This is a genomic window from Gemmata algarum (assembly GCF_034097035.1).
Lineage (GTDB): Bacteria > Planctomycetota > Planctomycetia > Gemmatales > Gemmataceae > Gemmata > Gemmata algarum.
This window is the reverse complement of sequence record NZ_JAXBLV010000110.1, coordinates 125,472-151,171: the sequence shown is the minus strand read 5'-3', so window position 1 is coordinate 151,171 and position 25,700 is coordinate 125,472. Positions and strand designations below refer to the sequence as shown.

The 25,700-nt window shown below is 67.1% G+C and carries 11 protein-coding genes and 1 pseudogene; 4 read left to right on the top strand and 8 right to left on the bottom strand.

Annotation, left to right across the window (positions count from 1 at the left end; genetic code table 11):
• Nucleotides 1–80: 80 nt before the first annotated feature.
• Entirely contained in the window at nucleotides 81–1,640 is a 1,560-nt protein-coding gene (locus R5W23_RS09965) for a DUF2271 domain-containing protein (protein ID WP_320686196.1), read from the bottom strand.
• 395 nt (nucleotides 1,641–2,035) lie between these two features.
• On the opposite strand from R5W23_RS09965, the gene R5W23_RS09960 reads away from it, so the two are divergent.
• Nucleotides 2,036–3,073, top strand: coding sequence for a gluzincin family metallopeptidase (locus R5W23_RS09960; protein ID WP_320686195.1), 1,038 nt, complete (start codon nucleotides 2,036–2,038; stop codon nucleotides 3,071–3,073).
• A gap of 78 nt (nucleotides 3,074–3,151) precedes the next feature.
• Here R5W23_RS09960 and R5W23_RS09955 read toward each other — a convergent pair whose 3' ends face one another.
• Entirely contained in the window at nucleotides 3,152–3,598 is a 447-nt protein-coding gene (locus R5W23_RS09955) for a hypothetical protein (protein ID WP_320686194.1), read from the bottom strand.
• Nucleotides 3,586–3,828: a hypothetical protein gene (locus R5W23_RS09950; RefSeq protein ID WP_010052158.1), complete on the bottom strand. Its 243-nt coding sequence runs from the start codon at nucleotides 3,826–3,828 to the stop codon at nucleotides 3,586–3,588. The genes R5W23_RS09955 and R5W23_RS09950 overlap by 13 nt, the downstream gene beginning before the upstream one ends.
• 337 nt (nucleotides 3,829–4,165) lie before the next feature.
• On the opposite strand from R5W23_RS09950, the gene R5W23_RS09945 reads away from it, so the two are divergent.
• Nucleotides 4,166–6,319 (top strand): hypothetical protein, encoded by a 2,154-nt coding sequence (locus R5W23_RS09945; protein WP_320686193.1) that lies wholly within the window; start codon nucleotides 4,166–4,168, stop codon nucleotides 6,317–6,319.
• Nucleotides 6,320–6,506: 187 nt separating this feature from the next.
• On the opposite strand, the pseudogene R5W23_RS09940 reads toward R5W23_RS09945, so the two are convergent.
• A pseudogene (locus R5W23_RS09940) lies at nucleotides 6,507–8,860 on the bottom strand (methyl-accepting chemotaxis protein).
• Between the two features lie 405 nt (nucleotides 8,861–9,265).
• Nucleotides 9,266–19,129, bottom strand: a complete 9,864-nt coding sequence (locus tag R5W23_RS09935) for an Ig-like domain repeat protein (protein WP_320686192.1) — start codon at nucleotides 19,127–19,129, stop codon at nucleotides 9,266–9,268.
• Between the two features lie 589 nt (nucleotides 19,130–19,718).
• On the opposite strand from R5W23_RS09935, the gene R5W23_RS09930 reads away from it, so the two are divergent.
• Nucleotides 19,719–21,008, top strand: a complete 1,290-nt coding sequence (locus R5W23_RS09930) for a DUF1501 domain-containing protein (protein ID WP_320686191.1) — start codon at nucleotides 19,719–19,721, stop codon at nucleotides 21,006–21,008.
• Nucleotides 21,009–21,098: 90 nt separating this feature from the next.
• On the top strand, nucleotides 21,099–21,530 hold the full coding sequence (locus R5W23_RS09925; RefSeq protein WP_320686190.1) for a DUF488 domain-containing protein: 432 nt from the start codon (nucleotides 21,099–21,101) through the stop codon (nucleotides 21,528–21,530).
• Nucleotides 21,531–21,732: 202 nt separating this feature from the next.
• Here R5W23_RS09925 and R5W23_RS09920 read toward each other — a convergent pair whose 3' ends face one another.
• The 3 genes from R5W23_RS09920 to R5W23_RS09910 form a co-directional block, all read right to left on the bottom strand.
• Complete coding sequence (locus R5W23_RS09920; protein ID WP_320686189.1) at nucleotides 21,733–22,509, bottom strand: MerR family transcriptional regulator; 777 nt, start codon at nucleotides 22,507–22,509, stop codon at nucleotides 21,733–21,735.
• A gap of 88 nt (nucleotides 22,510–22,597) precedes the next feature.
• Nucleotides 22,598–24,178, bottom strand: coding sequence for a MutS-related protein (locus tag R5W23_RS09915; protein ID WP_320686188.1), 1,581 nt, complete (start codon nucleotides 24,176–24,178; stop codon nucleotides 22,598–22,600).
• A gap of 472 nt (nucleotides 24,179–24,650) precedes the next feature.
• Nucleotides 24,651–25,661: an NAD-dependent epimerase/dehydratase family protein gene (locus tag R5W23_RS09910; protein ID WP_320686187.1), complete on the bottom strand. Its 1,011-nt coding sequence runs from the start codon at nucleotides 25,659–25,661 to the stop codon at nucleotides 24,651–24,653.
• Between the last annotated feature and the right edge of the window lie 39 nt (nucleotides 25,662–25,700).

Here is a 25,700-nt window from a genome sequence, read left to right as displayed (position 1 = left end):
GAGCGGGGCTTAACTCACTCTTTCGTTATCTGCCTCTTTTTGCGCTTCTTGTGCTTCTTTGCGGCCATTTCATTGCGTGTTTATTTCTTTCCGACCTTCTTGAACTCCACCACCGTCTCCGCGGCCTCGGTGTTCTTGTCAAGTTTCACCACCGCCGGCTTATCCTTGCACTCGATCTCACCGCGCTGGGTGACATCGTCTCCGAACTCGCGGTGGACCTCCACACGCACCACGTACTTACCTTGCGACACCGGGTTACCCTTGTCGTCCTTGCCGTCCCACGCCAAGTCGTACTTCCCGGGGCCGCGGGTCGCACGCGCGACCGCCTTCACCAGATCACCATCGCCTTTCCCGATCTTCCACCAGTCGCGCAGGGTCTTCAGGTACTTCGGCGCGTTCCCCCACACCGCGAGCGTCTTCACGGCCTTGCCCTGATCATCCTCGATCCAGACCGCGGTGTACGGCTTGCGGTAGCGCTTCGCCTCGACCTTGGGCAGCTCCACCGCAACCGTCACCTGGAAACCCACGGGCCACGGATCGGCCTTCTTCTCGTCCTTCTTGTCTTGCGGGAGCGCGAAGCGGGCCGGAGCCAGCTCGAACAGCTTCAGCCCCGGGCTGCGAATCTGCTTACCATCCGACGTGATGATGAGGCACGCCGCGCCGGGCACACCGGCCACCAGTTTCAGCCCCTCTTCCGGCTTCAGCACGCAAAGGGTTGTGGCCAGCGCGTTAGCAGTAACGTTGTCGTTCGCAACCACGGTCGCGCTGCTCACCCCCTCCGCGGGGCGTCCGGTGCGCGGGTCGAAAATGTGCGAGTAGCGCTTCCCGTCGATCGCGTAGAACCGCTGGTAGTCGCCGCTGGTAGCGACGGCCTGATTCGTCACCCGGAGGCCCGCGACCGGCGCGGCGTTGTCGAACGCCGTGAACGGGTTCTGCACCCCCACCGCCCAGCCCGTGCCGCCCGGGGGCGAGCCGAACGCGAGGATGTCGCCGCCGAGGTTGATCAGCAGCGCCGTGACCGCTGGGTGCGCCTTTCGCACCGCGTCCGCGGCCTTCGCGATGATGTACCCTTTGCCCACCGCGTTCAGGTTGAGCGGCTGGTCGGTGAGCCGCGTGGCGGTGCGCGCATCGGTGTCGAGCTTGAAGCCCGGCCTCTTGAGGTCGGCGGCGATGCGATCGAGCACGACCGCTTCGGGAACGCGCCCCGCCCGCTCGCCCTCCTTCCACACGCGCACGAGGTCACCCACCTGCCCGTGAAACGCGCCGCCGGATTTCAACTGCCACTGCTCGTAAGCCCTCAGCACCTCGATCAGTTCGTGCGACACCGGCACGGGTTCGCGGGTGCGGTTCACCTTGCTGATTTCGGTTGTGGCGTCGTAGGTGCTCAGGATCGTGCGGAGCCGCTCGATCTCGTTGAGTACCGTAAGTTCCGCCGCTTCTGCCGTCGGCTCGTCCGGCGCGACCACGCACAAGTCGAGCGACGTGCCGATGACGTGGTCGCGGTGGAACTCGAACTCGCTCACGTTCGGTGCGTCGGCGGCGCGGGCGCGGGTGTCGGCACCGTGACCGCCCGGCGCAACACAAACCGCCACGGCGGCCAGTAGTAGAAACACGCGGGCGCGCGGCGCGACGACGCTCATGGCGAATGTCCTCGGGTAAAAGTGGAGGATAGTCTCTTTTAAACGACGCCACGCCCGAGGTGAAGACTCTCAGCGAAGTTTCATTGCCGTACCTGTTAAGCCGGCCGTATCGCTCGGCCCGCCGCGCGTGTAAATTTTGCAACCCGCTATTGGGTCGGTCCGCTTGTACTTATTACACCGGGCACGCGGCTCTCGTACCAAATCCCACCAAGTGCCGAATCCCGAAGCACCGTCACGGCCGGACTTTGCGCCCTGACATTTCGCGACTCACCCGCCACCGAACATTCCCGGCACACCGGTTGCGGTTAGACTTCTGACGACCCTTGCTTCGCTCGCTTTGCGGCCGGACTCAAGACGAGAACGGCCGGTCGTCATTATCAACGGAGGTCAAGGGAATGACTCTTCGTCGGCAGCTCAGCGCGCTCGTTGCGGTGCTCTTCGTACCCGCATTCGCGTCCGCCGCGACCTACGACACCGTGAATTTCCGCACCGAAGCCCCGACCCCGCGGCTGGCGAAGGAGTTCGGTGATAAAGCCGAGGAATACCGCCGGGAAAAGGCGCTCGAGTGGACCGGGCGCGAGATGCCCCAGTGGCCCAGCCGCTGCCCGCTCCTGGTGCAAATCACGCAAGGCTCCGCGGGCGGTGCGACCACGTTCACCTTCGGTCAAGAGGGCGGCCGTTCGGTCGTCACGAGCATCCGCATGGAGATCCGCGGCGACGCGGCTCAGCTCCTCAACAGCGTCCTGCCGCACGAAGTCACCCACACGGTCCTCGCGAACTACTTCGGGCGCCCGGTGCCCCGCTGGGCCGACGAGGGCGGTAGCGTGCTCTCCGAAAACGACGACGAGCGGTTCAACCACAACGTCCGCTGCCGGGAGCTGCTGAACGCGGGCCGCGGCATCCGCTGCCGGGTGCTGTTCCGCATGACCGAGTACCCGAAGGACATGATCGTCCTGTACGCCCAGGGCTACTCGGTCTCGCACTACCTCGTCGCCAAGGGCGGCGACGGCCGCGAGGGGCGGCTGAAGCTCCTCCAGTTCCTCGGCACAGGGATGCAGGGCAACAGCGCGGAAAGCTGGAACGCCGCGGCTCATAAGGTGTACGGGTTCGAGTCGGTGGACGAACTCGAAGAGGCGTGGCTGACATCCCTGAAGACCCCGCCCACGCGAGTCGTTGCTCGCGACACGACCCCGCCCGCGGGTCAACCGACCAGCGCCCGGAGCCCGCGGACCGAACTCCGCACGTCGGCGGCGCCGGCGGTGCCGGTGCTGGAAGCGCCGGTGCGGGTCCGCGGCGCAACGCCGGACCGCGAGCCGGGCCGCCCGTCGTACCTGCCCGAACACGGCAACACGCCGGTGACGAAACCGGCCACGCCGAACCTGCCGGTTCCGGAATTGCTCCCGCCGGAACTCCCGCGTCCGGTTTCGCCGTAAGCCAACGCCCGAAGTGGCCTCAAACGCGAGCCGGCCCGGAGGAACCTCCGGGCCGGCTCGCGTTTGCAGCGAGAGCGTTCAAAAGGCGCACACGAACTGGCGTTCCGGTCCCAAGAGTTGAAAGAAACAGCGGCTCAAAACGTCCACTCCAAGGAGCGCCTCGAGCCCCTCGTCCGCGTGCCAGCAGTCCGCCGCCATGACCCGCATGTCCGCGAGCGGGTGCGCCGAGCCGTTCGCGACCAGCGCGAGCGACACGTCGTAAATGTCACTCGCGTGCGGGGCGTGTGCAGGCGTCGAAGGCGTCACCACCTCCAGGGTCGAGACGGGCGCAAGGTCGAGCGCCCGAAACACCCGCGGAGCGAACCCGGAGATCGAGGCGCCGGTGTCGAGTAGCGCGCGAACGAACACCGGCGCGGGCACCGGAAACCCGTTCCGCTCGAGCAACATGCGGCGCCGGTCGCTGACCGCCACGCGCACATCCACAATCGCCCACCCGTCGGTCAGCGCCCCGCTCACATACGGCATCGTAGCGCCCGCGAGAAGTACCGCGGTTCTTCGCGGTCGGTGACTTCCTTGACCAGAAACGGCGTCAGCCCGAACTGATCATATCCGGCCGCAAGCGCTTCCTCAAAAGTCGGGTAGCACCCGGCCACGACAGCACCGTGAACCAGCGCGAACGCCCCACGGTTGCCGGGAACGGTGAGAAGCGCGGACAGTTCGCGCCGGAACGTTTCTAGTTCGTTTTCGAGTGCCACAGCCGCTCACTTTACCACTGATGAGAGTGCGGAACCTCTTTCGACATTCTCGCCGAACGCCGCAGAACACAAAAGAGCACGCCCCAGGCCTCCCCAACTTCACCCGCCCGCCGCACTCACCTACTCGGCCCAGACGGAACGACGCACACGAGCGCACCAAAGCGAACACGAGTCGTTGCCTGTAGCACCCAAGTCCGTCTCGCTACATGATGCCGCTTGGCCCGTACCTTCTGCCTCTCATGCGGTACAGGTGAGACGTTGCCGTGTGCCTGGCGGCGCAAGATTTGCGGATTTAGGCGCCTATTTGATGTGCCCCCATGCCCCCGTTGGTAACGCCATGCCCCACCCCCGCTTGAGACTTTTCCCCGCCACTCTGCTCGGCGGGTTGATGCTCTGTGTCGCGATCGCCTGCGCGCCGGCCCAGGAGCCGATTCCGCTCCGCACACCCGGAGAGCAACCGAACGCACAACCGGACCCAACCGCCCTTCCCGAAGGCACGGAAGTGCTTGCGAAGGGGCCAGTTCACGAGGCCTTTGCCGCGACCGCTGAAACGCCCGTCGCATCTCCGGTCGTGACAAAACAGCCGCCGGAACCGATCGAAGAGCTACCGCCAGATCAGAAACCCGAGGGCGACAACGTTCAGTGGATTCCGGGGTACTGGGGCTGGGACGAGGATACCGAGCAGTTCCTCTGGGTGAGCGGATTCTGGCGCGATCCCCCTCCGAGGCGCCTCTGGGTCCCGGGATCGTGGCGCCAGGTTCAGGGCGGGTGGCAGTGGGTCGCGGGATTCTGGCAAGAGCCGAACCGAGAACAGCCGACGCAGCCCGAAATCGAGTACCTGCCCGAGCCGCCGGTATCGCTGGAAGCGGGACCGAGCGTCGCGGCCCCCACGGCAACGAGCTTCTACGTGCCTGGATCGTGGGTGTGGCGCAACAAGTACGTGTGGCGTCCCGGGGTGTGGATCGAGTACCGTCCCAACTGGGTGTGGGTACCGGCGCACTTCTGTCGCACGCCCGTCGGGTTCGTGTTCGTGGACGGCTACTGGGATTACACCCTCGCCCAGCGCGGGGTGCTGTACGCGCCGGTGACGTTTTCGCGAACGATCCTCACGCGCCGCGGGTTCGTCTACACTCCCGTGTACGTCGTCAGTGAACCGGCGCTGGTCGGCGCGCTGTTCGTGCGCCGCGGTCGCACGCACTACTACTTCGGCGACTACTTCGAGCCGCGCTACGTGGCCCGCGGCTACAACCCGTGGGCCGGGCGGGTTGTTAACGCTACGTTCACGATCGGGTTCGGCGCCGGCCGCAACTGGGGTTACGATCCGCTCTGGGCGCACTACGCCACGGCCAACCGCAACAACCGAGCCTGGAACGCGCGCGTTAACGACCTGTACACCGGGCGCTACGCTGGGAAGGTGGCCCGCCCGCCGGTGACCCTCACTCAGCAGAACACCGTCATCAACCAGATCACGCAGACCAACGTCACCAACGTGACCAACAACGTCACGGTCGTGAACAACAACGTCACGATAAACAAACAAAACGTGACCGACGTGGCGATGGTGGCCCCGGCCCGGCTAGCAAAAGACCTGCAACCCGAGGTGCGAATCCGGCCGATCACCGCCGAGGTGCGGAAAACCGAAGCGCAGGCCGCGAAACTGACCCGCGACGTTGCGGTCCAGCGCACGAAGGTCGAAACCGCAGCCGCGACTTCACAGCCGCTCCCGAAGATCGCAGACCCCAAGGCCCCTCCAACCGTACAGCCGCGCACACTCAAGCTGGATGTTCCGAAAGAGGTGGTCGCGCGAACGCAAATGAGGGACGAAAAGAAAGCTCCGCCACCGCCCGCGTTCAAAGCCGAGCCGAAGGTCAATCCGAAGCTCGACCCGACCCCGAAAGTGAATCCGAAGGTCGAGCCGAAAACCGAACCCAATCCCAAAGCCGAACCGAAGACGAACCCTAAGACCGAGCCGAAAATGGAGCCGAAGGTCGAGCCCAAGACCGAACCGAAAATGGAGCCGAAGCCCAAAACGGACCCGAAGATCGAACCCAAACCCAAAACCGATCCGAAGGTTGAACCGAAACCCAAACTCGACCCAAGCCCAAAAGTCGAACCGAAACCGAAAGAGCCGCTTCCCGATCCGAAGTCCAAGGTCGAGCCGAAGAAGGGCGAGCCGGTTCCGAAGCCTAAAGAGCCGGTGCCACTCCCCACGCCCAAGACCGAGCCGCCCAAGGTCGAACCCAAAGCACCGCTTCCGCCAAAAGTTGACCCGAAGCCAAAAGACCCGACTCCACAGCCGAAGCCGAAGGGAGAGATGCCCAAAGTCGAACCGAAGGTTCCCGTGCCGCAGCCGCCGAAAGTAGATCCGAAGCCAAAAGATCCCGCCCCGGTTCCGGCGCCGCAACCAAAGGCTCCGGGCTCACCGCCCCCGAAGGCCGAGCCCAAGGGGCCACCGGCACCGCAGCCAAAGGGCGAGCCGAAGAAAGACTGATACGACGAGACCTCTGGTGCGCCGCAGGGAGGCGATGCACCCGAGGTCTCGTCGTATCAGTCCGTCACGCGGCAACCGGTGCCCGCTTTTGCGGCTCGTCACCCCGTCCGTTCGAGTCACCCGGCCCGGTGCCAGGGGCGTAGGCCGAATCCGATCCGGCGGCTATCGGCCGGACCGGGTTCAAGGGTTAGAACTCACTGAACCCGTCCCCGCCCAAGGAATCCAACTCGTGGCGGATGCCGTGACCATTGGAGCTGCGGCTGGCGTTACCGGCCGCGCGGGTGACCGCCGGGCGCGGTTTCGGGGCACTCACCGGCGACCGGCCCGGGGTGCGCTGGGTGAGCCACTACCCCGGCCGAGCTTGAACCTCCCGACCAGATCCCGGAGCTGTCCGGCTTGGTCAGTGAGGGACTGGGCGGTGGCACTCATCTCCTCGGTCTGGCTCGCGTTCCGCTGGGTCACGCTGTCCATCTGGCTGACAGCTTTGTTCACCTGGTCGATGCCGGCCGATTGCTCGCGACTGGCGGCGGCCATCTCGGTGACGATGTCGGTCACCCGCTTCACGCTGCCGACGATCTCGGCCAGGGTGCTGCCGGACTTGTTCACCAGCTCGGTGCCCGTGTCCACCTTCTTCACGCTGTCGTTGATCAGAGCTTTGATCTCCTTGGCTGCGGTGGCCGAGCGCTGGGCCAAGTTGCGGACTTCGGTGGCGACCACGGCGAACCCACGCCCCTGTTCTCCGGCGCGGGCCGCTTCGACGGCGGCGTTGAGGGCCAGCAGGTTGGTCTGGAACGCGATCTCGTCGATGGTGGTGATGATCTCCGCGATCTTCTTGCTCGACCCGTTGATCTCGCTCATCGCTCCGACCGCGCCGCTCACCACCTGACCGCCCCGCTCGGCCACCTCTTTGGACCCGCTGGCCAACTGCCGAGCCTGCTGGGCGTTGTCGGCGCTCTGCTTCACCGTGGCCGTGATCTCCTGGAGCGCGCTGGCTGTTTCTTCCAGGCTGCTGGCCTGCTCCTGGGCACCGGACGAGATTTCCTCGCTCGCGCTGGACAACTGGCTGCTCGCGTCGGCCAACTGCTCGGACACGTCGCGCACCCCCTCCAGCGCTGTCCGCACGCTCACCACCGCGGCGTTCAGGGACCGCGCCATCTGCCCCACGGCGTCGATCCCCAGGTCCGGCACCGCGACCGTGAAGTCACCTGCCGCCAGCGCGTCCACGACCTTGACAATCTCGTCCACCTTGTTCTTCAGCTCGACCGCCTCCGCCCGCACGCGATCCTCCATCGCCCTCTGGGCGGTGACATCGGTTGCGAACTTGACGACCTTGTAAGGCTTGCCGGTGGTGGAGTCGAGGATCGGGTTGTACGAGGCCCGGAGCCACACCCTTTTGCCCCCCTTGCCAATCCGCTCGAAGTCGTTGCAGACGAACTCGCCACGCCCCAGCTTGGCCCAGAATTCACGGTACTCACTGCTGCCCGCGTGGTTCGGATCGACGAACATCCGGTGGTGCCGCCCTTGCACCTCGTCCAGCCGGTAGCCCATCGTATTCAGGAAGTTCTCGTTGGCCGTCAGGACCGTGCCGTCGAGTTTGAACTCGATTACCGCCTGCACCCGACCGACCGCGACGAGCTGCCCTACGTAGTCATTGTTCCGCTCCCGCTGCTCGCCAACCGCGACCCAGTCCACGCGGTCCTGCCCGAGAGCGGTGCGGATGCCCCCGACGGTGGTGTTCAGGGCCGCGGCCAGGCGTCCCACCTCGTCGCTCGAGTCTACCTCCACCCTCTTGTCCAACTCCCCGTGCGCAACAGACTCGAGCGCTTTGACCGTGCGGCCGAGCGGTCCGGTGATCATGCGCGCCAGCCCTAACCCGATGAGCATACTCAGCGCCACGGCGCCCGCGGTGCCCCCGACCAGTGTGCTCTGGGCCGTTTGGGCGCTCTCGTTGCCCGTGCTGTTGACGTCGCTGGCCACCTCGGTCACCGTCTTGACCAGTTCGTCGATGCTCGCCGTGGCCGCGTCGAATTTCACCCCAGCCTGCTGCACCCTGCGGTCCACCTCGCGGCGGCACTCGGCCCGCTCGGCGTCGGTGCCCGCTCGGACCAGTGCCCGCGCCGCGCGGACCGTCTCGTCGGCGGCGGCAAAGTAGTCGCGAGTGGCGACCCGCACCTTCTCCAGGTCCTTACGCTCGTCCCGCCCGCTACGGGACACCCGCAACACGGTAGCGGCGTACGTGTCGAGGCCGCCCGTAACCGCCTCACGGATCGCGGGCTGGGGCGCGAGCGCCTGTTCCAGTCGAGCCTCGTCCCTGGCGCCGGTGGCGGCGACCACGTTGTTTCGGTACCGGGCCAGGTTAACCGCCGCTTTGGCGAGGTCGGTACCTGCGACCGTGTAGTCTGCGTACAGCACTCGCATCCCCTCGCGAGAGCTGGCCAAGCCGCGGTAGGCGATCCCGCCGCTCGCTGCGACGATCGCGCAAACGATACCGAACCCCAAGAGCAGCTTGGTTGTCAAAGGGCGGTTGCGAAACCAGTTCATCGGAATTCAACCTCGATCGGCCGATTGGGAGAGATGTGTTCTCGGCGAATTCGTCGAAGTGTGCGTGCGCACGTTCGCAGAAATCTCGTCGGGGAATTTCCCGACTCATATATCGAGCCCCCGCTCGAGTATTTGCCTGTGTGCCGCCGGAATCCCGGTTCCTCCCGACACGGGCCGGCACTTTTTGAGGTGAGCTGCGGCAATTCAACCCAAAGAACTGATGAGATGAGTGTCGAACACGGAGCCGCCACAGGAACAAGTAAACGCAAACGGCCCCAGGAGTGATCCCCGTGCCGTCTCGTTCGCGGCACACTCACCCGCGCACTTTAAAGCAGAGCGGCCCCGGTCCTTTCTTGTGAAAGGACCGGGGCCGCACCCGAACGCACATCGAGCCCGCGTTCGGAATTACTTCGGAGCGCTGCCGCCCACGAACACGCCACTCGTGGACGGGGCTTGCCCCGGCGGGATGGCGAGGAAGCTGTCGAGCAGCAGCGACGGGTCGAGCCCGCTGAACGCCTTCACGTGCGGGGCGCCACCGGCCGAACCGGTGAGGATATCGGCGAGCCGGTCCCCGTTGCGGTCCGCGACCGCGACCCGCACCCCGAACGGAGCCGGCGAGCCGTCCCCGTTGGTGTACGCGAAGAAGCTCGCCACCTCGGTCCCGTCGAGCCGCAGCGCCTTCACGTGCGGGGCGTTGGTGGCCCCGGTCACGATCTCCGCCCGCCCGTCCCCGTTCAGGTCGCCGGCGGCCACGTAGATCCCACCCAGGTACCCCGCGCCGTACGCGAAGTAGCTGCCGATCTGCTGCCCGCTCGCCGAGAACGCCTTCACGTGACCGGCGAACGTGGCCGACCCGGTGATCACGTCGGCCCGGCCGTCGCCGTCCACGTCACCCGCGGCCACCGTCACCCCGACCGGGTTGCCCCCGCCGTAGGCGAAGAAGCTCAGGATGGTGCTCGGATCGGCCGTGCCGTCCCCGGCGATGCCGCCGTTCAGCAGCGACCGCCCGGAGAACGCCTTCACGTGGTCGTTACCGACGGCGGTACCGATCACCACGTCGCCGAACCCGTCGCCGTTCACGTCGCCGACCGCGACGTTGACGCCGCCGTTGTACCCGGGGAACGTGAAGAAGCTCGACAGCAGCCCGAACGACACGCCGTCGTACACCTTCACGTGGCCGCCCGGCGCGCCCGCCCCGGCGGACACCACGATGTCGGCGACCCCGTCGTTGTTCACGTCCCCGGTCGCCACCTTCACGCCGCCGGTGTACTGGTCGAACGGCTGGAACGTGCCGACCAGTGCCCCGGTGCGCGGGTCGAACACCTGCACCGTCGCCACCGGCCCCGCGTCCGACCCGACCACCACCCGGTTCTGCCGGTCCACCACTTGCGTCACGGTCGCCGTGCTCGCGCGGTAGAAGCTGTCGCCCGAGTACGTCACGGTCACCGTCGCCGTACCCGCGGGCAGGGCCGTGGTGCTGAACACCGCCCGGCCCGTGCCGTCTAGGGCCACAACCGCCAGCACCGCTCCGGTTGCGGCGTTGGCGAACGTAAACGTCCCGGTCGGTGCCTGCCCGCCGGTCTGGGCCACCGCGGCCAGGAACGACGCGGTACCCCCGAAGGTGATCGGCCCTTGCTGCGCGGTGACCGTCAGGGTCGACGGCACCGTGACCAACTGGGTCACCTGCATCGCGGTGTTGCCGAGAGCGAAGGCCGGGTAGGCCGACCCGCCCGTGGGCGTGAACGTGGCGGTGACCAGGTTCGGGCCGCTCGGCAGCAGCGTGGTCGTGAACGTGGCCGCCGCCGCGTTCGTCGAACCCACCTGGGTCACCGGCACCGGGGCGCCGGTCGCGACGCCGTTCACGTAGAACTGGATGTTGCCCACCGGCACCGGGTCCCCGCTGGCGTTCGGGGTGATGGTGGCGGTGAACGTCACCGACTCGCCGGGGAGCGACGGGTTGGGGCTCGACGTGAGGCTCGCGGTCGAGGCCAGGGCGACGAGCTGCACCGACACGCTCGTCGCACCGTAGGTGATCGCGTACACCCGGTCGTTCAGGACGAACGTGGACCCGCTCGTCGGGAGGTTGGCGAACGTGCCGGTCACCGTTCCGCCGCCCGACACGCTGATCAGCGTGAAGGAGGTGTTCAGGGCCGGGGCGTACCCGAGGTTGAACTGAAGGGTCGCGCCGTTCAGGTTCACCGAGCCGCCGCTGTTGACGAGGTACTGGTCGTACCCGTTCGTCGGGGCACCGGCGTTGGGGCCGTCCACGTTCACCGCGAACACCGCACCGGGGCTGAGCGTCAGGTTCCCGGTCCCGGTCAGCGTGCCGACCGTGTTCGGGTTGGCCGACGTGCCGCCCGGAGAGACGCGACCGCCCGCGGCCACCGTCACCGCCTTCGCGATCCCGGACCCGGCGAGGGTGGCACCGGGCTGCACCGTGACGTTCGCGTTCCCGTAGCTAGAGGCCAGGAACACCGTGCCGCCCGTCACCACCGTGGTGCCGGTGTAGCCGGCGCCGGAGCCGGCCAGGGTGAGCGTCCCGGTCCCGATCTTGTTCAGCACCCCCGCACCGGTCAGGGTGCCTGTGAAGTCCGTGCTGGTGTTCAGCGCCCCGGTGGTGAACGCGGACCCGGCGGGCAACTGCACCGTCCCGGTGCCCGTCAGGGAGCCGACCGTGTCGGTCTTCCCGTTGACGTTCAGCGCGCCGGCGGTGATCGTCAACGCCGTGGTGTCCGGCAGCGCGTTGCTGGTCCCGAGCACCACCGTATTACCGGCCCCGGTGATGAGGGTCGAGCCGCCGTAGTTGTTCGACCCGTTGAGCACCAGCGTGCCGCTGGCCGAGGACACGAGGCCAGTGGTCGCCCCGCCGGTGATGGACCCGTTCACGTTGAGGGTCGGCACCACCCGGTTGACCGTGGTGACGCCCGGGGCCGCCGCCGGCAGGTCGCCGGCCGTCGCCACCACCGTCTGGCTGAACGTCGTTTGCAGCGGCTCGTAGTTCACGTCGCCGCTGTACACCGCCACCACCCGGTAGCTGCCGGTCCCGGCCGGGGCGGTCAGCGTCCCCACCGCGGTCGGGGTCCGGAAGGTGGTGGTGGCGTCGATCACCACCACCACCGTGCTGAGGGAAATCGGGCCGGTCGTGGCGACCACAATGCCGTTGGCGTCAACCAGGTTGAAGGTCACGCTCCCGGTGGCGTCGGTCAGCGGGTTCGGTGTGGCCGTGCTGTTGGTCCGCAGCTCGGCCGTGTACGTCACGGTGCTGCCCGCGACGACCGGGTAGTCGACCGTCGAGCCGACCACGTTCGCGTTGGCGCTGCTCCGCACCTGGAACCGCACCGGGTTGATGACCACCACGTCCTGGGTCATCGTCCCGATGGCCGGGGCGTAGGCGGCGTCGCCGCTGTAGTGCGCGGTGATCTCGTACCGCCCGGCCGTAAAGTTGGTCGCGGCGTTCGTGGTGTACACCGCGACCCCGTTGCGGACCAGTACCCCGCTCTCGAGCAGGAGCCCGTTGGCGTACAGGTCGACACGGCCGGTCGGGGGCGTCGCCGGGTCCCCGGCGACCGTCACCCGGACGGTCACCGCGTCGCCCTCGACGATCATGCTGCTGCTGAGGTTGATGTCCAGTGTCGGCGGGGTGCCGACCACCTGGAGCTTGTCCATGAACCACCGGGTGGTGCGGTAGTTCGTGCCGTTGGGGGTGAAGACCGCGCTGATCGTGTGGGCGCCGATTGACAGCGTGTCCAGCGTGATCGACGCGGTCCCGTCCGCGGCCAGCACCTGCGTGGTGCCGATCTTGTTCACGCCGTCGTAGAACTCGACCGTGCCGGTCGCCTGCTCCCCGACGCCGGTGGCCATGGTGCTGCGGAACGTGAACGTCACGCTCGTCCCGGCCGGGGCCGACGGCGGCAGGTTGGACGTCACCACCGCGTCGAACGGGGCGAGCACCGTGATGGTCGAGGTCAGGTTGACGGCCCCGCTCCCGATCGCGGTGCTGGTGGCCGTGAAGGTGCCCGCGACCGTGTAAACGCCCGCTTCCGTGAATGTGAACGAGCCGAGGCCGACCCCGGGACGCCCCTGGTTACCGAGGAAGAACTGAATCGGCCCGTACACCCGACCGGTAGTCGTGTTCGTGAAGGTGAGCCTGACGAACCCGGCCCCGAGGGTGGGCACGTTCATGGCAGCGAGGGTGCTCACGTCCGCCGTGAACTCCACCGTCTCGCCGATGATGGCCGTGGTGTTACTCGTGGCCAGTTTGATCGGCGTGTTGGTCGCAATCAGTTGCTGCTGTACCGTCTGCGTGCTTTCGGCATAGTACTGGTCCCCGGAGTAGATGCCCGTGATGGTCACCGAGCCGACCGAGTACTGATCACGCGTGTACCGAACCCCCATAATGGAGGCCTCGCCCGGCGTGCCGGCGAGGAGTTGCAGGCCGCCCCCGCCGAGCACCCCAATCATGCCGATCGGGACCGTACCCAGGAAGCGGGTGGAGCCGTCGGCCCTGCGTTCCAAGAAATCGACCGACCCGGTGGGGTTCGGGTGGAACGGGTCGCCGGCGAACCCCGAGGCCTCGTAGTTGACGGTGTCGTTGGAGTTGACCCGGAACGTGTACGACGCGGGGTCAGAAATCACCGGGTCGTCGCCAGCAATGGTGCTGAGCTGCACCGCCGTCCGGCTCGTTAGCATCTGGTACACGACCGGCGTGTTCGCCGCGAGGTTGGCCGTGCTGCCGTTGCTGGACGCGCTGTAGGTCGCCCGCGCGTCCGTGAAGTACTGGTCGGAACTTCGGAACTCGGCGGTCACCTCGTGCGAGCCCACGGAAAGGCCGACCGGGGTCACGGTCGCGATGCTGGTGGCCGCGACGGTCGCACTGCTGTTCGCCGAGCCGTTACTCGTGCCCATGAAGAACGGACCCGGGTCGGTCGCCCGCGCGAAGGTGAACGTGTCGAGGTCGACCACGCTCGCCACCGTGTAGGTGCCGTTGTACCCGGCCGGCAGAGCGCCAGAGATGGTGAACGTGTCGCCAACGGCGAGGTTGTGTGCTCCGTTGGTGTTGGCCGTGATGACACCGTTCGCCCACGTCGCGCTCTGGATCTGCGTGACACGCACGCCGGTCGCGCGCGGCACAACGAACGTGCCCTGGGCGGTCGGAATGCTGACCTGGAAAGTATTCCCACTGCCGATGAAAGTTACCTGATACGTGCCGTTATAACCCGTCGGGTTAACACCCGAGATCGTCACCGTTTGACCGACGGTCAGAATGTGTGCCGTAGATGTCGTAAAGGTCGCGGTGCCGCCCGCCCACGTTGCGTTAGTGATCGTCGATGTTGTCACACCATTCGTGACGCTGGGGTTGGAGTACACCCCCGGATCGCCGGCCAGAGCGTAGGTAAAGGTGTTACCGTTGGGCACACTGGTGATGGTGTACGTGCCGTTGTACCCGGCCGGGCTGAGGTTCGCGATCTGTACCTGGCTACCAACAGTCAACCCGTGCGCCTGTTGCGTCGTAATGGTCACCTGACCAGCGAGCCAAGACGCGCCGATCACCTGCTGGTTCACGATCGTCTGGATGCCGGGCGGCACGAAGCTGCTGACGAAGAAGCCCGGGTTCAGTTGCAGGGCGTACTGGAACTGGGTGTTGCTGAGTACCGTGACCACAAACGTGCCGTTGTACCCGGCCGGGGCACTCGGGATCGCGCTGCCCGCCGGTGACGCCGTGTTGTTGGCGGCGATCGTGACCACGTCGCCGTTGCGGAAGTTGTGCGTCCCGGCGGTAGTCACGGTCACCACGCCGTTCGCCCAAGCCATCAGGGCGATGGTCGCGTTCTGGGCCGGCGCCGCCGTGTTGGTGACGTACACGCCCGGGTCGTTGAGCAACACGTACCGGAACTGGGTGTCGCTGATCCGCTCGACCTGGTGCGTGCCGTTGTACCCGTCCCGCGTCATGCCCGTGAGTGTCACGAAGTCGCCGTCCTCCAGGTTGTGCGACCCGGTCGTTGTGACGGTCACGAAGCCGGCCGCCCACGACGCGTTGGCGATGCCCGCACCGGTGCGGATCACCGACCCGCCGTTGACGCGCGAGCCCGGATCGGTGGGCCGCGGGAGGCTGTAGGTGAACTGGGTGGCGCTGGTCCGGATAATTACGAACGTGCCGTTATACTCGGACGGGTTCAGCCCCGAGATCGTCACCGTGTCGCCGGTGTTCAGGTTGTGTGCTACGCTCGTAGTGATGACCGCGGTGCCGCCGTTGTTGCTGGTCCACGTGGCGTTCGAGAGGCTGATCCCGACCCGCCGCGAGACCCCGCCGACGAACGCGCCCGGGCTGTTCACGAGGGCGTACGAGAACTGCGTGGCGCTGAGCCGGGTGACCGCGTACGTGCCGTTGAACCCGGACGGCGTGAGCCCCGTGATGGTCACCATGCTGCCGGTGGTCAGGCCGTGCAACCCGGAGGTCGTGATAACCGCCCGCCCGCCCGACCACGACGCGTTAATGACGGCCGAACCGTTCGCGGTGGGAGCGATGTACGTGCCCGGGTTGAAGCCCAGGGCGTACGTGAACATGGTGTCGGTGAGCCGGGTGACCGTAAACGTGCCGTTGAACCCGGCCGGCGTGAGGCCGGTGATAGTCACCGTGTTACCGGTTTCGAGGTGGTGCGACCCGGTGGTGGTAACGGTCACCACCCCGCCCGCCCACGTCGCGCTGGCGATCGCCGAGGCGTCGGTGCCGAGCGTGAGCGAGGCCTTGCCGTTGGCGTCCACGGCCACCTCGGTGCCCACGGCCACCCCGTCCACGTAGAACTGGACGGAGCCGGACGGGGTCGGCAGACCGTTCGCCCCGCTGGCCGTGAAGTTGATCGTCGGGCTCCGGTCACCGGGCACCGAGTTGAAGTCGGTCGACAGTTGCACCAGCGGGTCGTAGCCGACCTGCTGGGTCACCGGGCGGGTGTACGGCGAGCCCGGGTCGGCCGGCGCCGAGAGGGTCACCGTGTTCGACGAGAAGAACAGGTCGCCCGAGTAGGTCGCGGTGATGGTGTGTAGGCGCTCGGCGGCCGTCGCCGGGATGGCGAACGACGTGGTGAGGTACGCGAACCCGTCCGTGGTGAGCGTCTGGGCGGTCCCGATCTGAACACCGTTGTCGTAGAACGTCACGGTCCCGGTCGGGCTGATCGACCCGACCGGAGAGGTGGCGCGGTAGGTGAACGTGACGTTCTGGTTCGGCTCGGCGGTCAGGTTGCTCGACAGCAGCGTGGAGTACACCGGCGTGTTGCGCACCGCCTGCTGCTGCGCCATCGTGATGGTGGTCGGGGCGTACGAGTTGTTCCCCGAGTAGACCGCCCGGATCGTGTGCAGCCCGCCGGACAGCGTGGTGGTCGTGACCGCGGCCGTGGTTTGGGTGCCGACCCCGTTGGACTGGAGGACCTGCACCGAGCCGATGCGGGTGTCGCCGTCGTAGAAGGTGACCGACCCGCCCACAGCCGGCTCGGTCCCGAACGGGAACGCGGTCACGACGAACGTCACCGCGTTCCCGAACTGGGACGAGTTGGCGGTAGACTGAATCGTCAGTTGCGGCGTCGGGAGGAACAGGAAGGTGCGAGTGGCCGTGAGGAACACGTTGCCGTCGATGTTGGACGCGGCGGCGGTGCCGTAGGTGTTCACGTCGCCATTGAGCGACAGCACGCCGTTGCCGGTCTGAACGCGCCCGCCCGCGACGATCAGCGAGATGGCCCCGCCGATGGTTTCGCTGAACCCGTTCAGGTCGAACAGGCCGGTCGAGTTGACCGTCACCGACTTGTTGTCGGCCAACTGGTTCGCGGCGAGGAGCCGGAGTTGGTCCGTGCCCGAGCCGGCGCCGTCACCGACCACCACGGCCCCGTTGGTCGCGTTGCCGCCGGTGTTGCCCAGCGCCAGCACGCCGCTGTCGATGTAAATGGTGCCGGTAAGGGTGTTCGCGGTCGTGCCGGTGAACGACACGGTGCCCGCGCCCACCTTGTGAATGGCGGCCGCGCCGCCCAGGCTCCCGCGGAGTTCCAGCGTCGCCCCGGCCAGCGCCTCGACGTTCAGCGGGGCGCCCTGGTTGTCGATGAAGTTGATCGGCCCGGCCCACACGTTCGCCCCGACCCCGGCGCGAATCGTGCTCGTGCTGAACCCGTTGGAGCCGGAGATCGACAGCGCCTCGCCGGTGACGGTCAGCCCGTTGGCGCCGCCGTCCAGGCTCAGAATCGCGCCGGTGTTAACCGTGGTGCCCGCCCCGGTCGCGCCCAGCGCGCGGGCCGACTGGATGCTGGTGACCCCGTCCCGGAGCACCGTCTGCCCGGTGTAGGTGTTAGTGCCCGACAGCACCAGGGTGCCGCCGCCCAGCTTGTTCAGCTCAGCGGCGGGCGTCTGGGCCACGTCGGAAATGACGCCGGACACGGTCAGAACGGACCGCGGGTCCACGTTCAGGCTGGTGGTCGAGTTGAGGACGATCCCGCCCGCAACGGTGATGCTCGAGGCGCCGAGCGCCCCGCTGCCGGCCGGGGCCACCACGTGGACCGCACCCGTGGTGCTGTCGCCGACCCCGTTGAGCGTCAGCCGCTGGCTCAGCGTGTAGTTGCCTTCGAGTTGAAGGGTGCCGACGGCCGGTTGGGCGCCAGTCGTCGAGTTCACGGTGATGGCGCCGGCCCCGAGGGCGGCGGCGTCGGCCACTTCCAGGGTGCCGTTATCGATCCGGGTCGTGCCCAGATAAGTACTGTTCGCACGAGCGATCCGCACCCGGCCGCGATCGACTTTGGAAAGGGTCGTGCCGGACGGCCCGATCAGGCTGCCGGCCAGGGTCAGCGTTCCGCCGCCGACGGACCCGATGCTGGCCCCAGCGGCGGTCAGGGTAACGGAGCCGAGCCAGGTGGACACGCCGACATCGATCAGGCTGAGGGCGCCAGCGGGGCGCCCGAACCCGTCGTTGTAGCCGTTGTAGCCGTCGCCGGTGAGCACAACGTTCTCGTTGACCGTCAGCCCGCTATCGACGTTCAGCGAGGCCTCGCTCGACACCACCGTGCGGAACCCGGCCGAGAGCGCCGCGTCCGTGAAGATCGAAACGCCGCCCTCGGTGATCAGCGTGTCGCCGGCGTAGGTGCTGTCAACGAGCAAAGACAACTGGCCGATACCAACTTTGGTCAGGTTCCCGGTACCACCAATACCTTTGGTGGTGATAGACAGGCCGCCGAGCGGCAGGAAGGCGTCTACGCCGATCGAGGCGTTGCCGAGAATAGAGATGCCACCGGCCCACGTACCGAAGCCAGTGGGGTTGGTAAACGGCGGTACGAGAGGTACAGAAGTGCTGAATTGCTGGAACACGTCGATCTTGGCGCGGAGCGCGCCGAGACCGCCGGCCCCGGCACCGATCATTTCAAGCGAGTCGCTCACAACGGCGCCGTTGGAGATGCCGATGGTGGCCCCGTTACTGACCACGGTTTGCGCCACCGAGGAGCCGAGCGCGCCGTCGCTGGCCGCGACCAGGATGCCGGCCTGGACGGACGTCACGCCGCTGTAAGTGTTGCCGCCCGCAAGGGTGATGGTACCGGTCCCGCTCTTGATGAGACCGCTGGGCCGGACCGTGGCTGTTGAGGGGCTGAACCCGTCGGTCAGCGTGGCGGTGATGTACAGCTCGCCGGTGTTCGAGTTGACAAACTGGTTCGCCGGACCGAACCCCGGGTTCGTGGTCACGTTGTCGTTGAGGACGACCTTCAGGTTCGAAATCTGGTTGGCGCTGGGGAGCGGCCCGAGCAGCGACAGCCCGGAAACCGGGCCGACGGTGCCGGCGAAGTTGGCGAGCAACCGCCCGTCGAGCGTCAGCGTGTGCGAAGAGAGCGAGTCGATGCGGTAGTTGTCGCCCTCGATCCGCAGGTCGTTGATCCGGTAGTCACCGTCCATGATCGAGTTCGGAGCGAACGCGAACACGCCCACGCCGTTCGTGATCGTGATCGTCGCGTTGGGCTTCGCGCGACCGTCCGCGATCGCCGGGAACAGCACGTCGTCCGGCACACCGTCGCCGTCGTCGCCCGGGCGGTAGAAGCCGTACCCTTGCACCGGTGCCCAGTTCTCGCGGTTGCTCCAGGTGTAGTCCGCGGGCAACGTCGGGTGGTTCGCCGAGTAAGCGCCGGTCCAGATGGCCGTGGTCAAGAGGGCGCGATCTTCAAGCGTTTCGACCGCGAGAGACCGGAACGGGGCGACCGTGCCGTGGCCCGTGAACTTATTGCGGAACAGTTGGCGGAGCCAAGAAGGCAACATCGATGAATACCTGCGTGGTGGGAGGGACTACTAGTTCCGTGTCGGTCAATCAAAGACGCAAAAGCAAACCGCTCCGAACAACACACTCCGCGGACCCGCGAGCTCTGGTCCGGGCTGAACCGCCGCGGGGCAGCTCTCATCAATGCCGGGGCAGAAAACAACGTCCTTGATCCAGCATGTCTGAAAACTGCAAACGAGCAACGGGAATGCATCCTACGCGGACGAATTAACTCCGAATGAACCGCCGCGAAAAACAGATCTCGGCGTTGCGCACCGCGTGCGCAATCCGTCGAGTCTGTGGCAGGTGGGGCATATGCGGCACGCGACCACCGGTTCGCGCCGATTCTGAGCAAATAAACGCAAGTCGTGCCAGCCCGAGTCCGTCAAAATTCGCGGCTACCCAACTGACGGTTTCGCGGGCCAAAAAGATTCGGCACTTTCCAATTGCGACCCAGTGGCGCTCAAGCTAATCTCAGTAAGTATTTGCGACTGCGCGGCGCCACCCGTCCACACCGCCCAGTTGTACTTTTGCCTACCAGCCAGATGTCCGCTTCCCCACCGACCTTTCTCCAAAAGTGGAGCACATCCGATGCTGACCTTCTGGGGCTCTGCCCAACGGTACTGCGACAACGTGAGCCGTCGGAATTTCTTACAACTCGGGGCGTTCGGAGCCGGCCTGACGCTGGCGGACGTGCTCCGGGCGCGGGCCGGCCAGAGTCCGGTCGGGCGGGCCGGCACGTCGCAGAAAGCGGCCATCATGATTTACCTGCCCGGTGGCCCGTCGCACCTGGACATGTACGACCTTAAACCCGACGCACCGGCCGAGTTCCGCGGCGAGTTCAAACCGATCAAAACGAACGTCAGCGGCGTCTCGATCTGCGAGCACATGCCGCTTCAGGCCCGGATGTGGGACAAGCTGGCGGTCGTCCGCTCGCTCGTATCGGTCGATGAACATTCCGACTCGCTGGTGAGCACCGGGTTCAGCGAGCAGGTGAACCGCGTCGCGGCGCACCCGGCGTTCGGCTCGGTGGTGGCCAAGCTCCGTGCGGACGGCGGCAACGACGTGCCCCCCTTCGTGAGCCTTCGCGGCGGCGGCAGCCCCGGCACCGAACCGGGCTACCTCGGGCCGGCCCACCGCCCGTTCACCCCGAGCGGCGCCGGGGTGGAAAACCTGCGCCTCGCCGGCGGAGTCACCGGCGACCGGCTGGGCGACCGCAAGGACCTCCTCGGCAAGTTCGACACCGCGCGCCGCGAGATCGACGCCAGCGGCGCGATGAAGGGAATGGACGCCTATGCCGGCCGCGCGTTCGACATGATCGCGTCCGGGGTGGTCCGCAAAGCCCTCGACCTGCGCAACGAGCCCCAGAAGTCCCGCGACCGGTACAAAGGTGTCGAACAGTTCCTCACCGCCCGGCGGCTGGTCGAGGCCGGCGTGGGCTGCGTGACCCTCAGCTACGGCGGTTGGGACACGCACACCGGCAACTTCAAGGAGCTGAAGCGCCAGCTCCCGCTGCTCGACCGCGGCGTCGCGAACCTGATCCAGGACCTGCACGACCGCGGGATGCAGGACGACGTGGTAACGGTGGTGTGGGGCGAGTTCGGCCGCACCCCGAAGATCAACAGTTCCGACGCCGGCCGCGACCACTGGTCGCCCGCCATGAGCGCCCTGGTGGCCGGCGGCGGGCTGAAGATGGGCCAGGCGGTCGGGAGCACGTCCGCGAAGGGCGAGTACCCGAAGGAGCGCCCGTACAAGGTGCCGCACCTGCTCGCGACGCTGTATCGGGCGATGGGCATCGACCCGGCGTACACGTTCCCGAACGGCGCCGGCCGCCCTATGTACATCCTCGACGACCGCAACACGGTCGAAGAGCTGCTCTGATCGAGCCGAGAGCAACATCGTGAGAGCGGGGAGCCCGACGGCTCCCCGTTGGCATTTGGTCGGATCAGTCGCCAGGAAAGCAGGATCGCAATGAGCACGGGGCCAGCGGCGTTCACGGTCGGCTACGGCGGACGGAAGCCCGACGACTTCACCAAACTCCTGACCGACGCGGGAGTAAAGGTGCTGGTCGATGTCCGGCTCCGCCCGGACAAAGCGAGCGTCGGCAGCTACGCCAAAGCCAAAGACGCGGACAAGGGCATCGCGGGGCTTCTGGCAAAGTCCGGCGTCGCATACGTTTCTCTGCCCGAACTCGGAAACCTGTTCCTCGATTACGACGACTGGCCGACGCGGTACGAACAATTCCTCACCCTCGCGGCCCCGGTACTCTTCGACCGCTTGGAACGGATCGACGGCCCGGTCTGCCTGATGTGCGCCGAGAAACGGCTCTGCGAGTGCCACCGCCGCCACCTCGCGGCCCACCTCGAACAGGCGAAGGGCTGGACTTTCACGCACATCGAGTAAGTTGGGCGCGAGTCCGAGGTAGGTGCGGCTGTGGTAGCGGAGCGCCAGCGAACAGGTAGCGAACGGACCGCAACTTGGCAGCGGATGTACCATCGGTGCCCCACCCGTTGCAACCGGTGCCGCGCTGTACCCCCCGTTACAGCGCCACACTTCAGCAGGAGCCACTCGCCGACCTGAACCCACGTCCCGCGCGCACCCCAACCTACGACTCGCCGGGGTGCCGGACGCCGTGCGCGGCGCGCACCTTTTCGAGGTACTCGTTGAGCGGACGCATGGCTTTTACATCCATCCCCCGGACGTTGTCCTCGTTCTGGTACATCGCGCGGAGCGAGGCGAACAGTCCCGGGTCGCCGCCGGTGAAGCCCGTCACGAGCGCGAGCCACCGCTCGCCCAGCGGGCGCGCCTTCTCGTCACCGGGCTCTACGCCCGCCGCCATCGCCGCCCGAACGTCCGCGAACAGGTCGGCCCACATTTGCGGCCCCGTCGCAATGGCCGCTTGCAGCTCGGGGCCGGCGGAGTTGCGGCGGTCCTCGATCTGTTTCAGTTGCTCGGGGGTGTAATACTTCTCGATCATGCTCATCACCTCAATCGTTTCGAGGAACGTGTCGGCGGACGGCGCGTCCGCCGCGTCGAGCATTTCCGACAGGGACTGCAACCGGTCGCCGAGGCGGTCCAGTTCCGCGGCCCGCCGGCGCACGTTCGCGAGGTGCAGCCGCACGACCTCGCGGGGGTCGTAGGCGTCGCGGGTCATGTACTCGCGCACCTGTTCGAGGCTGAACCCGAGTTGCTTCAGGCACAGGATCTGGTGGAGCCTCGTAACGTCGGTGGCGGTGTACAGCCGGTGCCCAGAGCCGTGCGCGGACCCACTACGGTCCGATGGCACGAGCAGCCCGATTGCGTCGTAGTGGTGTAACGTGCGCACGGTGAGCCCCGTCCGCGCGGCCAACTCGCCGACCTTCCACCGCTGCCGTTCCGACATGGTGCCGCCCTCCCGGTTGCTCAACGCGGGCATGGTACGGCCTGACGTAACGTGAGGTTCAAGCGCAATTCCGGCAAATCCCGCCGGTTCACACCTTCAGCCCGACGGCCCGCATGAGCGCGAGCCCGTTGCCATGCGGCACCACGCCGGGGTGCATGGTGTAATCGAAGTGCAGTTCGCCGCCCGCCAGCCCGTCGCAGAAGTGGTGGTTCACCGCGCCCGGAATGCTGTTCGTCACCGCGGTCAGGCTCAGGTCGTGTGTTGTAACGAACCCGACCGCGCCCAGCGCCAGCAACGCGCGCGTCACCCCTTCCGCACCCGCAACGCGGTCCGCCGAGTTGGTGCCGGCGAACAGTTCGTCTAGCAAGAAGAGCAGGGGCGGGCCGCCGTCGCGACCCGCGATGTCGAGCAGCAGGCGCACCTTCGTGACTTCCGCAAAGAACCGCGACCGCCCGGCCTGGAGCGAGTCCTGAACGCGCATGGTCGCCCCGACCGCGACAGGGGTCAGGGCGAAGCTCTTCGCCCGCACCACCCCGCCCGCCAGCGCCAGCACCGCGTTCACGCCCACCGCGCGAAGAAGGGTGCTCTTACCGGACATGTTCGAGCCGCTCACGATCAGCACGCGGTTCGCGCCGGCGCCAAGCGCCACGTCGTTGCGGACGCACTTCGCGGCCGGAATCAGCGGGTGCCCCACGCCGACCGCCGCGAGCCGCACGGGGCCGGCCTCAACCGTCGGGACTACGTCCGCGGGGTTCTCGTAGGCGTGCCCGGCGAGCGACGACAGCGCTTCAAATTCGCCGACGGCCCGTAGCCACTGCCCGACCGCCGGACCGGACCGCGTTCGCCACGCTTCGAGCTTGAACGCGAACCGCACGGGCCACATCCGCAGCACGGCCACCGGAATGAAGAACGCGTTGCGCCGGGCGTTGTAACCGTCGAGGAGGAGCCGGAGCTGCCGGATCTGTTCCGACGGCAACAGCCCGCCGGCGCGCATAGAGCCCTGAAGTTCCTTCAGGCGCAGGGCGCTGAACGGCTCGCGCTCGAGCCGGATCAAGACGGCTTCAAAGAGGGACAGGTTCTCGGCCGCGCGGTCGAGCGGCTTCAGCACCCGCCCGGCCCACGACATGAGCGGCGCCGCGAGCGCGAGCGACAGCAGCCCGAACGCCAGAACGGGCAGCGCGGTCGTCTCCGCGAAGAGCCACCCGGCCCAGGCGAACACGTTCAGCCAGCCTAGCACCTCGACGGCCCACCACTTCCACGCCGGCGGCGCGTCCGCCGGTGCGCCGCCCCATTGCATCAGCGGGCGGTAATCGGCGGCGGGCGCTTCCGCCCCGGCCACCGCGACCGCCTCGCGCAAATCGAGGCGGGGCGCCAGATCCGCAACGGCCTCCTGGCGGGCCTTCACCTCCCCGGGACCGGCGGGCGCGAGCAGCCACGCAGCGAGGGTGTCCTCACCGGTCCGCGTGCGGCACACGGTGAGCAGTTCGAACAGCGACCCGGGGCCGAACAGGTCGAGGTCGTCCGCGTAGGGGTGCGCGTCGTCGGCAAAGCGTGCCCCGTCGCCGTTACCGGACGGCCGCCCGGCGAGCCGTTCGAGCCCGCCCGAGTAGAACCTGGCTGCGCGCTCGGCCCACGCCTTGCGCCCGCGGGCCGCCTCGAACTTCGCCACAAGAAACACGAACCCGAGCAGCGGGACCAGCGTGAACCACGCCGAAAAAAGCCCCGCGCCGAAGCTCAGACCAGCGACGAGCAGGACGACAGCGAAGGCCCCGAGCCGGGCGTAGCTGAGCGCGTCGAGGCGCGCCGTGAGTTCGGCGACGGAGGCCGTTCGTGCCGCCAGGCGGTCGGTGTAAACGGCCGAGGGTGTGTGCGGTGACAGGGGAGTGCGGCCTCAAGTAGATCCGGAGAGCGGGGGCGTGAGCCTCCCGAGTACACGAAACAAAGACAAAACGCAACAGCGTCGGTACAGCGAATCAGTTCGGCGACAATAGATCATTCACGGTTCGACTAATTGTGTCCGCTTCTTGTGGCACAGACATTCCTGTCAATGCCACCTCCAGGCCCCGCACAGACAGGAATGTCTGTGCCACAAAGACGTAAACCCAAAACGGACACCCGCAACCGGACCGTGCCTCAGGAACTCACGCCCCGCGCCCGCCTTTGTGCCAAGCCAGGGCGCGCCCCATCCCCTCGTCGAACAGAACGCGCGGGGTGTAGCCCAACTTTGTGCGCGCCTTCGCGATGGAGAAATCCAGGTTCAGCCCGGCGAATTTGAGCTGCGCCTGCGTAATCCGCGGCGGGTGCGGCTTGTTCTGTTTGCGGAACGTGCTCTCGCGCCAGTTTGCCATTGCCCGCGCCAGCCACACCGGCACGGGGGGGAAGCCGCGCGGGCGCTTCAGACCCAACCCGTCGGCCACCGTCTCGAAGAACCGGCGCTTGCTCACGAACTCGCCGTCGGTGATGTTGAACACCTCGCCCACGACGCCTTCCGCCGGCGCCCCGAGCGCGAGCAGCACCGCGTCCGCGATGTTGCCCACGTAGGTCGTGTTGAGCGCGTACCGGCCGCGGGCGATGTAGATCACGCTCCGCTCGCGGAGCCGCTCTTCCAGGCGCGGCAAAACCGTCCGGTCGCGCGGGCCGTACACGAACCCGGGGCGCAGAATTACGACCGGCACCTTCTGCTTGCGGTGGTACTGGAGCGCGATCCGCTCCGCCTCCACCTTCGACTGCGTGTAGCCGTCGATGTGGTCGTTCGGGAGCGGCTCGGTCTCATCAGTGCCGTGGTGGTGCCGGGCCTCGTACACGCCCAGCGAGCTGATGTGGATGAAGCGGTGCAGCGGTTGCCCGAGGGTCGCATCGAACAGGTTGCGCAGCCCCTCGACGTTCACCGCGCGGTAACCGTCCACGTGGCCCCAGTCGCCGACCTTCGCGGCACTGTTCACCACGGCGTCGCACCCCTCGGCGGCCCGCTTGAGGGCGTCGGCGTCGGTCACATCGCCCGGAACGACGGTGACCCCGAGGGCGGTCAGGAACGCGGTGTCGCTACCCGACCGGGCGAGCGCGCGGACCGTGTGCCCGGCGCGAACAAGCGCCTCGGCGACGTGCGAGCCGACGAACCCGGTCGCCCCGGTGAGTAGAATCGTGTGTGGCATCGCGCTGTTGTCGGGAACAGCGTCCAAACGGCAAGACTC